Raw genomic sequence first — 12,731 nt, forward strand, 5'->3', positions numbered from 1 at the left:
GCCCATGTCAGGTCCTCATCATTGCCGCGGGAATCTAGAAGAGGCGAGGGAAGCCGTGCCGCGACCGCCCCGGGCGGATCGACAGGCCAGCGCGAAGGCGCTCACGATTGTGCCGTGGACGCCGTGCGCAGAGATCGAGCGGGAACGGAATGATCTTCCTCGACCGGTCGAAGCGGCACGACCTTGTTCCGCTCCGGCGACGGTCCGGTTGCATCGGTCGCCGCCAGCGGCGTGGTCCTGACGGCGGCACTCTCCTCGCGCGCGAAATACTGACGATATGCGGCGTAATGCGAGCATTGATCCGCCAGGAAGTACTGGCGATGCGCGTGCATATCGACCCGCGTGAGGACGGTTCCGGAGGGCGTGATCGACAGGGTGTCGAGCCGATGAAGCGCGGCCATCACCGTCCGGCGCGGCGTCCGATTCCAGCCCACGACATGCACCACCGTGTCGGCGCAGCGGGCGAGCGGCACGACGTCCAGGGCGAGCAGGACGGGTGGACATTCGAGGAGGACGAGGTCGTGCGTCGTACGCGCCGCGGCGACGAGGGCGGTCAACCGTCCCTCGGCATCGAGTTCTGCCGCCGTGACGCCGGTTGGAGCCGAGACGCGAACGACCGGTTCTGCGGCGATCCCGGCGAGGAAGGCGGCCGGCTCACCGCCGGCCAGGATGTCGGCGAGGCAACGGCTTCGAGATGCGCTTACGTTTGGATCCTTGCTCGTCCGGCCCGACGACGCGTCGATGATCAGCGTGCGCCGGCCCTTCTTGCCGGCTGCGGCGGCGAGGGCATCAATGAACTCGGTCTTGCCTTCTCCAGGAACCGAGGACGTCACCAGAACCACGCGAGAGACGGCCGTCATGCCCCTGGCCTCGATCCCGGCGCCGATGAGACCGACGGCCTCGTCGGACATCCGGGTTTCTCCGAGGCGAGGCCTGGCGTTCCGCACCGGCAGCATGCCGAGACAGGCCAGTTGCGTCTCGGCAGCGAGATCAAGGTCCGACGTAAAGCCCGTCTTGCGGCTCTCGATGAGGAACGACAGGCCGAGCCCGGCTCCCGCGGAGCCGAACAGGGCGAGACCGAGGACGAAGACGGGATTGGGCCCTGTCGGCACCGGTGGTGCCTCAGCCTGCATCACCACCTGGGCACTCGCGGATTTCAGGCCCGCTGCGGCAATGGCCTGGGCGTGGCTATCGGTCAGCAACTTGAGCCGGTCACGCAGGGAAGAGGCGTCGCGCTGGAGGCTCCGCAACTGGCTCTCACGCTTCTTCGAGTCGATCACCGCATCCTTGATCTGCTGGATCCGCGTGGCGAGCGCCGATTCTGCCTCGGCGGCGGTCTTGGCATCGCCTTCCAGGTTGGCGATTGCCCGGTCGACCTCCGTGCGCAGGCGAGCCTGGGTCTCGTCGAGAGTGGCGCGAGCGCGGGCAAGTCCAGGATGTTTAGGGCCGTTGCGGCTCAAGTCGGAGAAATCGCGCTGAGCCGTCTCACGAGCCTCGAGCAATCTCTGGATGAGCGGCGCACCGGCGAGATCCTGAGCGGACGGGACGTTGCCGGCCGCGAAGACTTCCCGGCTGCGGGAGAGCCGCCCCTCTTCGGCAAGTCGATTCGCGGTCGCAGCGTCGAGGCGAGCGGTCAGGTCCTGTAGTTGCTGCTGGCGCAGGTCCGTCCCTTCCGCGCCGACTTCGAGGAAGCCGGACTGGCGCCGATAGGCATTGACCCCGGCCTCCGCGGATTCGAGCGCGGCCCGCGTGCCCTGAATCTGCACGCCGATCCACTCGCTGGTGCGTTGCGCGGTGGCAAGCCCGGCTTCCATCCGGTTTCGCAGGTACTCGTCGGTGAAAGCGTTGGCGATGATGGCAGAGCGCGCCGCATCGGGGGAGGTGTAGGCGACCGTTATGAGATAGGCTCTCGTATCGTTTGTCACCGTCAGGTTGCGCAGAAGGTCGAGGGCGACCAGATCGCCGCGAAGTGCCCTTGCCTGCGCGATCGACGTCTCCCCATTTTCCGAGATTTCTGCCTCCGGCGTCTTGGTCGATAGCCAAGTCATCAGACGGGTGAAGGTCGGGATCACCGGCGTGAATGCGGGATTCTCGGCGAGATTGAGGTGTTCCACCACGCGGCGGGCAATGGCGCGGGACCGCAGCAGCCGGGCCTCGCTCTCCACGATCGCGGCCGCGTCGAGGGTCGGCCCGGTGGACTGGAACGACGAGGTCCCGCGACCCTGTTCGTCCCGGCCGAAATCGAGCTGGACGATTGCATCGGCCGTGTAGGTCCGTGGGAGCAGCGCCAGGGCGACGAGGCCGCCGAGGAGGCCGGCGGCCATCATGGAGAGGATCAGGAGCCGACGGCGCCACACGACTTTCGCGGCACCGAAAGCGACGCCCTCGTAATGGTGTCGGACGACGTTCTCACGCAGCAGGGAATCGAACCGCGGAACCTGATTCATCGTGTCCTCGCTGCTGGCAGATTGGTCGTCGTGATGCAGAGCCGTCCCTCGACGGGAGCCTCGGCGCGGCCGGCGCAAAACGGGGCCGCCAGGCGCGTCACCGCCGAACCGTGGGAGCGGGCAGTCCGCGTTCGAACCCACCATCGACCGCTCCCGCCGCGTCCCAGGTGACGGGACGCCCGATCCCGGCAAGCTCGGCGGCCTTCGTCCCGGTGAGGGGTGTCGAGGCGGCGAGAGCGTCGTCCGGCCTGCCGTCCCTTCGGATCTCGACGATGTCGCCAGGGGCAAGTTCCGTGGCCGAATCCGCTCGGATCGTCTCGGCCTTACCGTCGCGCCGCCGTGTGATCAGGGCGGTACGACGCAGTTCATTCTTGTTCGCAAGGCCGAGGGTGCCACCCTGCTGGATCCGGGCCTCGCGCACCTCGCGCGCCGTCGGCAGCGTCGTCTCCACTTCGGCGAGGCGCGAGCGGACCTCTTGGAGTTCGGTGATGACCCGACGCTGGTAGCCGTTGCGCACGTCCTGGACCCGCACCATCAGGTCGCCGATGCTGAGGTCGAGACGCGCGAGTTCGGAGGACAGACGGGCAAGGTTGCCCTTGTTCCGGGCCTCCTCCCGTTTCAGCTCGATCCCGGTATAGCGCCGGGCAAGACCGTTGGTCACGAGCTGGTTGTAATCCGCCAGGTGATCCTGGATCAGCGTGAGCTGCGTCTGTTCCGCCTCCCGCTGAGCCCGGTTGCCCGCGATCTCCGCCTCGAGACGCGGCCTCTGCTGCTGAAGGAGCGTCAGTTCGGCGAGGAGCGCCTTGCGCTGAGTGTCGAGGATTTCGCGTTCGGCAGCGATCAGGGCGCGCATCCCGGCGTCGTCGGGAAGGTCGGCGGGCATCGTGAGATCCGCGGTGTCGTCCCGCTGCGCCTGGAGCCGCGCCAGCCGCACCACCAGGGTGCGGCGCGTCGATTCGAGAGAGCGGACCCGCTCCTCGGCAAGGAGAAATTCGGTGCGCAGGCCGATCTGCGCCTGCTCCGGTACTGCAAATCCCCCGGCCAGCGCGATCGCGCTGAGGACCGATACGCCGTAGCGGAACGGGTAGCTGCCGGGCGTCTTCACGTCGCCGATCACGTAGATCGGCCGCATCTCGCCGATCCGCAAATTGACCACCGGCTGCTGGAGGTAGCCATCGGCCAACCTCTCGGTCACCCGCTTCTGGCCTTCCTGCACCGTCAGATCCACGAGTTGCACCTCGCCGAGGATGGGCAGGAAGACGCTGCCCTCGCTCCCGACCAGGAACTCACCGGCGAATTCGGGTTGACCGAAGACAGAGAGGACGAGACGGTCACCCGGAGCGATCCGGTAGCTCCTGTCCTGTGCCTCGGACGGTGTGGAGACCGTGATAAGTGCGAGCGTCAGAAGAAGTACCAGCGCAAGGCCAGGGAATCGACCGCGCTTCCAGTTTGGGAGAATCGAAGGAGGGCTGGCTCGCTCGAACATGGTGCGGGCATTTCGGCTGCGGTCGCATAGGAATGGCGTCATCGGACGTGCTCCTGATGCGACCTGGGTCGGGGATGGGCTGGGATTCCTAAAGATGCTCTGGTGCATGGATGGCTCCGGCAGATGGTCGTCCCACCATCTTTTCGATCGGAACAATTTGCTTCCGCCGAGGCCGGCATGTGCTCATTCTAGAGAATACTTGCCTGTCACACCGACGTTCTTCCGGACGAGCGCCGCGCTCCTTGGGATTAGTCCGATTGCCCGACTCGCCGGCGGCCGATGCTTGACAGGCAGGTAGTCAGGAAGCCGCCGGGACGCGGCTCTTCAGACGGAGCGCGAGCTTCTGCACCCGTTGGGCCCAAAATGCCCCGAAGCTGCGGGATCCGTGCTCGACCGGCATGGTGACGACCAAGTCCGGATCGATCGCCATCGCGCGCCCGGTGGCCGCCGCGACGGATCGATTGAAAGTAAGATGTTCGCACAGACGGAAATCACTGCCGTCACAATACGAACCCAGGGCGAAGTCCTCGCCCTTGTAGAGGCAGAGGCCATTGAAGGCCGAGACGCACGGAATGGTGCGATCCGACGTGAGCTGCCTTTGGGCCGGATAGATCGTCTTTTGAAAGAACGACCAGTAGCGGAAGGGGTTGGTCTCGCGGGCGTGAATTTCCTCGTCGAGCCGGTCGAAGGAGAGGCTGCCGTCATCAAAGGCGAGGAGGTCGTAATAGGTCGGCCGCGAGGTGGCAGCGGAGGCGAACCGATCATGATCGTCGAGGAGCCGCGCCATCACACGCCGCAGAGAAGCGACGTCCGGAGCGGCACTCATCGGCTCGTCGAGGTCGAGGATGCAGACGAGCGGGCTCACCACGGGGGTACGGCGCAACCGCATGGCCAGCGCCTCCCGTCCCCGCGCCATCCGTTCCAGCCGGGGAAGGCCACTCATGAACCCGGTGTCCTCGATACGCAGAAGTCCGCGCGAGGCCGCTTCCACCAGCAGGGCTCGGGTCGCATCGCGCGAGCCGTTCTCACCGACGATGGCAAAGGTCGATACGCCGCCGGCCTCGAGAGACTCGATCATGCGAAGGAAATTCGGGAGCGTCTTTGCGCAATCCCTGGCGAGTGCCAGGACAGCGAGGTCCACGGGCCTGCCCTTCATGGATGCCTCCTCATGGACGTGCGTCCGCGGCGAATGCTTCTTCAGACAAGTTTAGCGCAGGTCGTTGGACCGTCGTCGATCCAGAAGGGGTACATCTTCGGGAGGATGGCTATTCCGGGCCTTCCTCCAATGCCTCACTTGTAGCGATACGGTGAACGGGCAAGCTTTCCGCGACTTCGGGATGTCGGCCGGGGCCGTCCATGACGATGACGTCCGACGTCGCTAAACAGCATCTCATTCAGCTACAACGGCGCGCAGGAGAGGCGACATGAACAAACGTGTCCTCGTTACAGGCGGAGCGGGTTTTATTGGGTCTCATCTCTGTGCGCGGCTCCTGAAGGAGAAAAACGACGTCCTCTGCGTCGACAACTTCTTCACAGGGTCACGCAGTAACGTCAGCGACCTCGTCGGGAACCCTTCTTTCGAACTGCTCCGTCATGACGTGACATTTCCGCTCTATGTCGAGGTCGACGAGATATACAATCTCGCCTGCCCAGCCTCGCCGATCCACTATCAGCGCGATCCGGTCCAGACGACGAAGACCAGCGTCGTCGGAGCGATCAACATGCTGGGCCTCGCCAAGAGGTTGCGCGTGCGCATTCTCCAAACCTCCACCAGCGAGGTCTATGGCGATCCCGACGTCCATCCGCAGCCGGAGGACTATCGCGGCCGCGTGAACATCACGGGACCGCGCGCCTGCTACGATGAGGGCAAGCGCTGCGCCGAGACGCTGTTCTTCGACTACCAGCGTCAACACCGCCTGCCGATCCGGGTCGCACGAATCTTCAATACCTACGGCCCCCGAATGCATCCGAATGACGGGCGTGTGGTCTCGAACTTCATCATCCAGGCCCTTACCGGAGAGCCGATCACTCTCTACGGCGATGGGCAGCAGACGCGATCCTTCTGCTACGTGGACGACCAGGTCGATGGCCTGGTGAGGCTAATGGGTGTGGACCAGGACATCCCCGTTCCCGTCAATATCGGCAATCCCACCGAGATCACGATCGCGGAACTGGCGCATCGGATCGTCGCGATGTGCCACTCGCGCTCCGTCATCTCCTATCGCCCCCTGCCGCAGGACGACCCGACCCAGCGCTGCCCGGACATCTCGCGGGCGCGTGACCTTCTGCATTGGAAGCCGAAGGTGGATCTGGAAGACGGGTTACGCCGGACGATCGCCTATTTCGACGCCCTGCTGACGCGGTCCTCTGCCGAAATCCACGCCTTCGAGAAGGTGGCGTCATGAGCGCGCAATCTCTCTTCCCGCGGGCCGACATCCTCGGCGTCAAGGTCAGTGCTATCGACATGACGGATGCGGTCGCTACGATCCATGAATGGGTCCGTTCCCGCAGCCGCCACTATGTCTGCATCACAGGCGTCCACGGCGTCATGGAATGCCGGCACGACGCGGCTCTCAGGACCATCCACGACGAGGCCGGAATGGTCACGCCGGACGGCATGCCTTTGGTCTGGATGGCGCGCCGACTCGGCTTCGGCCGGGTCCGCCGGGTCTACGGGCCGGACCTGATGCGCGAGATCACTCGGCTCTCGCCCGAGCGAGGCTATCGCCACTTCTATTTCGGCGGCGGTCCTGGCCTCGCAGAGGCATTGGCGACGAAGCTGACGACAGCGCATCCCGGACTCGACGTGGCTGGAACGCTCTCGCCTCCCTTCCGCACCGTCACCGAATTCGAGGACGAGGCCATGGTGGCCACGATCAATGCCGCGCGGCCGGACATCCTCTGGGTCGGCCTGAGCACGCCGAAGCAGGAGCGCTGGATGTCGGCACACCGGGATCGGATCGATGCCCCAGTGATGATTGGTGTCGGCGCCGCATTCGATTTCCTCGCCGGCACCAAGCGCCAGGCACCGGTCTGGATGCAGCGGAACGGGCTCGAATGGGCGTTCCGACTCGGCTCCGAGCCAAGGCGTCTGTGGCGTCGCTACGCCGCCATCGTCCCCCGGTTTCTCCTCCTTGCGGGCATGCAGCTCGTTCGCCAGCGAGGAACCCTGCGCGGACGCGCCGGCTGAGACGGCCCTACGAGACTGTGAGACGACGGCGATTTGCGCTTGGGCCCCCGCGTGGGGCCCTTGTCGTATGCATGACCGACGTCACGGAGCCACACCGTCCTCAGGTTCTCGGTATGGCCTTCGCCAACCCCATGCGGGCGGTAGCACTCCCCGTCGAGCCGAACTGGGGGCCGGGTGCCAGGGTATTCTCCACCTGTCCGCCGCTCGCCGGATAGGTCGGGCAGGCGCTCGTACTTGCATCGATCGAGCTGGACACCGAATCGCACAGCCTGTTCACGAGCCCGCAATATGTCTCGGCGGCGCGCCGCGAATGACAACTTGAAGATGACAAACCTTTCATCCGGATCGGCATGGACGATTTGGAATGATCGTCTGGGAGCGAAGGGATTACTACGGGTTAGATATCGATTTTAATTATTTATTAAACAACATTTCTCCCCGGAGCGATCCGAGGAGGTTGGGCATGGACAATCGACGAGTTCTCGTAACCGGTGCAGGCGGCTTTATCGGCCATCATCTGGTGAAATTCTTGAAAGCCAAAGGCCATTGGGTCCGGGGCGTCGACATCAAGAGCCCGGAATACGAGGCATCCGAGGCTGATGAGTTTCAGCTCCTCGACCTTCGCGATGCCCGGGCCTGCCGCATCGCCGCCAGCGGCGTCCAAGACGTCTATCATCTGGCCGCGGATATGGGCGGGATCGGATACATCACCGCCTCGCATGCCGGCATCGTGCTCAACAATACGAAGATCAATATCCACATGATGGACGCCTCGCGCGACCAGGGCGTGGAACGGTTCCTGTTCTCGTCTTCGGCCTGCATCTATCCGCAATATCTCCAGCTTCAGCCGGACGTGACACCGCTAAAGGAGGACGATGCCTTTCCGGCCGATCCGGAGGCCGGCTACGGTCTCGAGAAACTCTACATGGAAAAGATCTGCCAGTACGTGACCGAGGATTACGGATTCGAGACCCGCGTCGTACGCTTCCACAACGTCTATGGTCCCCTCGGGACCTATGATGGCGGTCGCGAAAAGGCGCCGGCCGCGATCTGCAGGAAGGTCGCGCTGAGCCAGGATGGGGGCGAGATCGAGATCTGGGGTGACGGCCAGCAGACCCGCTCCTTCATGCATGTGGACGATTGCGTCGAAGGCATCAGCCGCATCATGGAATCCGGCTACGACAAGCCGCTCAACCTCGGAACCGACGAATTGATCTCCGTGGACGGCCTCGTCGATCTGGTCTCCGAAATCGCCGGCAAGCGCCTGACGAAACGCCACGATCTCTCCCGGCCCCAGGGCGTTCGCGGTCGCAACAGCGACAACAGCCGGCTTCGGGAGATCTTGGGCTGGGAACCCAGTATCTTGCTGGCGGAGGGGCTCGTTCCGACCTTCCACTGGATCGCAGGGGAACTTGAGGCCCATCAGCCGCTACCGATCCGGGCTGTCGCAGCGGAATAGGGCGCTTCCGCTCTCGCCTCGGGTCTTCGGTGCCTCGGCGCCGAACCGCCTCCTTCGCCACCGCTGCGCGTGATCGTTCCCGACCGGGTCCAACCGAAGGCCTGCCTCCGTGCTGAGGCCCGGATCGGGAACGCTTGCCGCTCAGCTCTTCTGCCGCCGAGAGAGACCGTCCGATGAGTTCCAACATCCTGGCGCCGACTTTCGCGCCCACATTGCACGGCGTCGAGAAGAAGAGCCTGAGCCAAGTCTCGAAGACCGGGTCTGGGCGCCGCCTCACCACGGTCCTCAGCCTCGCCGCTGTCGATGCGGCGGTCTCGGCCATTGCCGTTCAGGGAGGGTCGATCCTGATCGGCGACCAGTCGGTGGGTTTGAAGGGACAAGTTCCGGACTTCATTCTGATACCGGCCCTAGCCTGCGCGATCTACGCCGCCGCCGGTCTCTATGGCGGGTATGGCCCGAGCCCCGCTGAGCGGCTCCGCCTCAGAACCGGGAGCATCGCCATCCTGATATTCGGCTGCTGCGTGTTTCAGGCGGGAGACGGGCTGACGATGGCCGAGATCGCCTGCAGCGGAATGACCGCCCTGCTCCTGCTGATCCTCGGCTTCTACGCCGAAGTCGTGGTGCGACGGATTTTGATACGCCGCCGTCTCTGGGGTGCCACCACCGCCATCGTCGGCACGGATGCCTGCGGTATTGCGCTCGCGAACGCGCTTCTCGCCCAGCCTGAGCTCGGCTTCAATCCCGTCGGCTTCATCAACGTCGCCGAAGGAGCGGGGAGGAGCGGAACGGGGGACGATACGCCTTTGCCGGTCTTGGGCAGTCTCGAAGACGCAGCTCGGTTGCGTCCCGGCATCGAAGTGGCCGTCTTCTGTTCCTGCGTCGACTTTACGGTGAACGACCTCGCCCATCCGGGACCGTTGCCGTTCCCCAAGGTGGTCGTCGCTCAGCAGATCCAGGATCTCCAAAGCCTCTGGCTGCAGACCCGGACGCTCGGCGGAGTCGTCGGCATCGAGATCCGTCGCGACCTCTATCGGACGGGCAACCTTCGCCTGAAACGCATGATGGATGCCTTGCTGGCAATGCCTGCGCTCCTCCTCGCGGCGCCGGTCATCGGCATCCTCGCTCTGGCCATCAAGCTGATCGATCCGGGACCGGCCTTCTACGGACAGATGCGCGTTGGCCGGAACGGCCGGCCGATCCGCGTGCTCAAGCTGCGCAGCATGTACCGCGACGCCGAGAAACGCCTCGACGATCACCTGGCCGCCAAGCCGGAGGCCCATGCGGAATGGCATCGCTTCTTCAAACTCGCCAACGATCCCCGCATCCTGCCCGGAATCGGCACCCTGATCCGTCGCAGCAGCCTCGATGAATTACCGCAACTATGGAACGTCGTTCGCGGGGACATCAGCCTCGTCGGTCCCCGTCCGTTTCCGTCATACCATACGGACAGGTTCGACCCCGACTTTCAGGCCCTTCGATCCAGTGTCTCGCCCGGCCTCACGGGACTTTGGCAAGTCTCGTCGCGCAGCGACGGAGATCTCTCCGTGCAGAAGAGCCAAGACAGTTTCTACATCCGCAATTGGTCGATCTGGCTCGATCTCTACATCCTTCTAGCGACCGTCCCGGCCGTCTTCAGCGGATCCGGGGCGCGCTGACACTCAGACGCCCTAATCCTGAATCTCACCAGCACTGATCCAAAAAGTCCGCCGGCGCGAACCAAATCTTATCTAGACTTTGAAGTTGTTTGTATCCTGCCGCGAGGACATGAGACGATGATACCCTCACTGAGTACCTGGCATGCCTTCGGCCGCAGCGACAAGAGCACGGTCCCGGGTTTCGACGCAGACCGACGTGTCGAGGGCCGGTCCAAGTTTCGCGAGGCGCGGTTCCGAGCCCACATAACTCCCCTCATCGATTCGATCATCGAGCGTAATGGGACCTGCCTTATCCTCGATATGGGGGGCGATATCGGTTACTGGGCGGGCAGCATCCCGAACCGGAACATCAAGATCTGTCTCCTGAACATCGAGGCGCGCGAGAGGCCGTCCGATTCACGCTTCGAGGTAATCCAGGGCGATGCGCGCAACGCTCCGGAACTCCCCGACGATGCCTTCGATCTGGTGCACTCCAATTCACTCATCGAGCATGTGGGCCGCTGGAGCGACATGAAGCGGGCAGCGAGCGAGATCCGCCGCCTCTCGTCGGCCTATTACGTTCAGACGCCGAATTTCTGGTTCCCGATTGATCCCCATAGCAATCTACTCTGCGCGCATTGGCTGCCCGGCCCCGTACAGCGGTCGATCTATTCGTCGAAATCCCGGGGCTTCTACAAGAAGCCGGACGGTTTCGATGCCGCGATGGCCCTGATAGACGGGACCAACATGCTGGATGCTCGCCAGATGACCGAACTGTTCCCCGATGGGGAATTGCACCGGGAAAGGTTCGGTCCCCTGACGAAGTCTTTCGTTTCCATAAGGAGATGAGCAGAAGAGACCGTCTCGGTTTTCCGCCGTCTCCATGACCGACATCACAGGCGGCGGTGTTCCTCGAATCCTCAAGCAATCTCAGGGAGATCGACATGGGCACGTTCCAGAATGCTCTGGCGGTCGCCAGTGAGCTGGCATCGCAGCGGCGGTTCTCCGAATTCGGGAAGCGATCTCTCGGTTTGGTCTACGAGAGACGGCTGACGCTCGGGCTCCGCCGGGACCTTCAGGTCGCCCTCTCGGCGCCCTCCGCCAAAATTCCGATCTCGGTGCGCAAGCTCACGGCAGAGGACGTTCCGCTGCTCTTCCCTGAAAATCAGGACAGTCTGAGCCGGAGGGAGCGGGTGGAGCTGGCGACCCGACGAGCCCATTTCTCGGCCGATATCCCGCAATGCTACGTGGCCGTGGACCTTCGAAATGGCATGCCTTGCTATTGCCAATGGTTGATGGGATCTGACCAGAACACGCGGATCCAGGCCTTCTTCCCCAAATCGTGGTTTCCTGTGCTCCAGCAGGACGAGGCGCTCCTCGAAAACGCCTACACGCTGGCGGCCTATCGTGGAAAAGGTATCATGTCGGCGGCAATGGCGCTGATCTCCGAGCGCGGGCTCGATATCGGTTGCCGCAGTGTCATCACTTTCGTCGATAGCAACAACGTCCCGTCGCTTCGCGGCTGCAGGAAAGCGGGCTTTTCACCCTACATCGTAAGGGTCGAACGACGTTCACTGTTCGGCGCGATGGCCTTGCGGCATTTCTCCGGTTTGTCGCCGTATGCAGATGAACTCGCTTCGGCAGGCGCGACCCTACCCTCCTGATGCAAAAGCCGGTAACCTCGCCGAGGCCGAAACCTGGACGAACCTCGGCCGGATCGACGGGATTGCGAACACTCTCGCCATACCCACCGATGGTGTACTGGCCCGATTCCACCGAAACGGTGATGTTGAACAAATTCGGGCTACCCCAGTTGTGTTTAGATACAATGCGTGAGGAGCCACATGACATCGACCTGGATTACGATCGAAGAACTGGCACTCGACCGCCGGATCACAGTCGACGAAGCCATGCGAATGGTGAGCGCCGCCCATTGTCCGAAGGTATTCCGCGCAACGGTAACGCTCTATTTGATCTGAGAAGTCGGTGAGCCGGACAAGGGCTCGCTGAAAAGAATTGCGTCTACACGTTCATTCCAGACAAAGGATACGATCGTCTCGGGAAGCCTACCGCTGATCGGGGCGCCCTGTTCATACCCAGTCCATTCGATACAAGAGAGCCCGGCTCCAGCAGGATGGAAGCCCGGTTTTTTTTGCTTGGTGCGTCAGGTCGTCATATCGTTGATCCCGTACGCCCACAGACGATGGACGAAAAGACGGATAAAAACCGGCTTTTACTTATGCCCTCGATTAACATTCGTACGGGATCAACCGCGAATGACGGCCGGTATCGGGGCGATAGCAAATGTGGGGTTTGCGATCACCTCGCTTCATATTCTCACGCGGCGAAGCCGCTCCGAGACTGTCACCGCGCCCGCCATGCGATCCTGATACCAGCCTCGATCGAGCCGTTTGAAGCGAGCCTGAGCGAGTGCAGCATCCAGAGATCTAGCAGCCATCAGCAAGATGAGGGACAAAACGCTGGACTCCGTCAGCTTTTGGAACACTTGGTTGCT

General features: G+C 63.3%; 10 protein-coding genes. 7 read left to right on the forward strand and 3 right to left on the reverse strand.

The features are described 5' to 3' along the window. Nucleotides 1–101: 101 nt before the first annotated feature. The 3 genes from ACFQ4G_RS17520 to ACFQ4G_RS17530 all read right to left on the reverse strand — a co-directional run bounded on the left by ACFQ4G_RS17520 (nucleotide 102) and on the right by ACFQ4G_RS17530 (nucleotide 5,089). Nucleotides 102–2,447, reverse strand: coding sequence for a GumC family protein (locus tag ACFQ4G_RS17520; RefSeq protein ID WP_238208099.1), 2,346 nt, complete (start codon nucleotides 2,445–2,447; stop codon nucleotides 102–104). Nucleotides 2,448–2,544: 97 nt separating this feature from the next. Next, a complete protein-coding gene (locus ACFQ4G_RS17525; RefSeq protein ID WP_238208100.1) occupies nucleotides 2,545–3,975 on the reverse strand; it encodes a polysaccharide biosynthesis/export family protein in 1,431 nt (476 codons plus the stop codon). Nucleotides 3,976–4,231: 256 nt separating this feature from the next. Then, nucleotides 4,232–5,089, reverse strand: a complete 858-nt coding sequence (locus ACFQ4G_RS17530; RefSeq protein WP_379040719.1) for a glycosyltransferase family 2 protein — start codon at nucleotides 5,087–5,089, stop codon at nucleotides 4,232–4,234. A gap of 268 nt (nucleotides 5,090–5,357) precedes the next feature. Between ACFQ4G_RS17530 and ACFQ4G_RS17535 the strand changes: the two genes are divergently transcribed. From ACFQ4G_RS17535 to ACFQ4G_RS17565, 7 genes are all read left to right on the forward strand, one after another. Next, nucleotides 5,358–6,338: a UDP-glucuronic acid decarboxylase family protein gene (locus ACFQ4G_RS17535; protein ID WP_238208102.1), complete on the forward strand. Its 981-nt coding sequence runs from the start codon at nucleotides 5,358–5,360 to the stop codon at nucleotides 6,336–6,338. Further along, a complete protein-coding gene (locus ACFQ4G_RS17540; RefSeq protein WP_238208104.1) occupies nucleotides 6,335–7,123 on the forward strand; it encodes a WecB/TagA/CpsF family glycosyltransferase in 789 nt (262 codons plus the stop codon). The genes ACFQ4G_RS17535 and ACFQ4G_RS17540 overlap by 4 nt, the downstream gene beginning before the upstream one ends. A gap of 463 nt (nucleotides 7,124–7,586) precedes the next feature. Then, a complete protein-coding gene (locus ACFQ4G_RS17545) occupies nucleotides 7,587–8,582 on the forward strand; it encodes an NAD-dependent epimerase/dehydratase family protein (RefSeq protein ID WP_238208106.1) in 996 nt (331 codons plus the stop codon). A gap of 173 nt (nucleotides 8,583–8,755) precedes the next feature. Continuing rightward, on the forward strand, nucleotides 8,756–10,237 hold the full coding sequence (locus tag ACFQ4G_RS17550; protein WP_238208108.1) for an exopolysaccharide biosynthesis polyprenyl glycosylphosphotransferase: 1,482 nt from the start codon (nucleotides 8,756–8,758) through the stop codon (nucleotides 10,235–10,237). A gap of 117 nt (nucleotides 10,238–10,354) precedes the next feature. Beyond that, on the forward strand, nucleotides 10,355–11,065 hold the full coding sequence (locus tag ACFQ4G_RS17555) for a class I SAM-dependent methyltransferase (RefSeq protein WP_238208110.1): 711 nt from the start codon (nucleotides 10,355–10,357) through the stop codon (nucleotides 11,063–11,065). 56 nt (nucleotides 11,066–11,121) lie between these two features. Beyond that, a complete protein-coding gene (locus ACFQ4G_RS17560) occupies nucleotides 11,122–11,880 on the forward strand; it encodes a GNAT family N-acetyltransferase (protein ID WP_379040723.1) in 759 nt (252 codons plus the stop codon). Between the two features lie 180 nt (nucleotides 11,881–12,060). Beyond that, nucleotides 12,061–12,195: a hypothetical protein gene (locus ACFQ4G_RS17565; protein WP_379040725.1), complete on the forward strand. Its 135-nt coding sequence runs from the start codon at nucleotides 12,061–12,063 to the stop codon at nucleotides 12,193–12,195. Nucleotides 12,196–12,731: the final 536 nt, after the last annotated feature.

Origin of the sequence: Methylobacterium marchantiae (assembly GCF_042679825.1) — a bacterium.
GTDB classification, from domain to species: Bacteria; Pseudomonadota; Alphaproteobacteria; order Rhizobiales; family Beijerinckiaceae; genus Methylobacterium; species Methylobacterium marchantiae.

Bases quoted from the DNA above. Each gene is read 5' to 3' on its own strand.
- ACFQ4G_RS17550 (WP_238208108.1), top strand. From the start codon at position 8,756: ATGAGTTCCAACATCCTGGCGCCGACTTTCGCGCCCACATTGCACGGC.
- ACFQ4G_RS17525 (WP_238208100.1), bottom strand. From the start codon at position 3,975: ATGACGCCATTCCTATGCGACCGCAGCCGAAATGCCCGCACCATGTTC.
- ACFQ4G_RS17555 (WP_238208110.1), top strand. From the start codon at position 10,355: ATGATACCCTCACTGAGTACCTGGCATGCCTTCGGCCGCAGCGACAAG.
- ACFQ4G_RS17535 (WP_238208102.1), top strand. From the start codon at position 5,358: ATGAACAAACGTGTCCTCGTTACAGGCGGAGCGGGTTTTATTGGGTCT.
- ACFQ4G_RS17530 (WP_379040719.1), bottom strand. From the start codon at position 5,089: ATGAAGGGCAGGCCCGTGGACCTCGCTGTCCTGGCACTCGCCAGGGAT.
- ACFQ4G_RS17520 (WP_238208099.1), bottom strand. From the start codon at position 2,447: ATGAATCAGGTTCCGCGGTTCGATTCCCTGCTGCGTGAGAACGTCGTC.
- ACFQ4G_RS17540 (WP_238208104.1), top strand. From the start codon at position 6,335: ATGAGCGCGCAATCTCTCTTCCCGCGGGCCGACATCCTCGGCGTCAAG.
- ACFQ4G_RS17545 (WP_238208106.1), top strand. From the start codon at position 7,587: ATGGACAATCGACGAGTTCTCGTAACCGGTGCAGGCGGCTTTATCGGC.
- ACFQ4G_RS17565 (WP_379040725.1), top strand. From the start codon at position 12,061: ATGACATCGACCTGGATTACGATCGAAGAACTGGCACTCGACCGCCGG.